The organism is Anaerotignum lactatifermentans (assembly GCF_016902535.1).
Taxonomy (GTDB): Bacteria; Bacillota; Clostridia; order Lachnospirales; family Anaerotignaceae; genus Anaerotignum; species Anaerotignum lactatifermentans_A.
In genome coordinates this window covers 1-219 of record NZ_JACSNY010000072.1, presented here as the reverse complement: position 1 = coordinate 219, position 219 = coordinate 1, and the positions used below count along the sequence as shown (strand labels likewise).

1 rRNA gene is annotated in these 219 nt (G+C 54.3%); it reads right to left on the bottom strand.

Going from position 1 to position 219, the window contains the following annotated elements:
* Positions 1-219, bottom strand: a 16S ribosomal RNA gene (locus H9X84_RS12910); the annotation flags it as partial.

Here is a 219-nt window from a genome sequence, read left to right as displayed (position 1 = left end):
GCCCAACTGAATGATGGCTACTGAAGATAAGGGTTGCGCTCGTTGCGGGACTTAACCCAACATCTCACGACACGAGCTGACGACAACCATGCACCACCTGTCACCGATGCTCCGAAGAGAAGCTCTATCTCTAGAGCGGTCATCGGGATGTCAAGCCTTGGTAAGGTTCTTCGCGTTGCTTCGAATTAAACCACATGCTCCACCGCTTGTGCGGGCCCC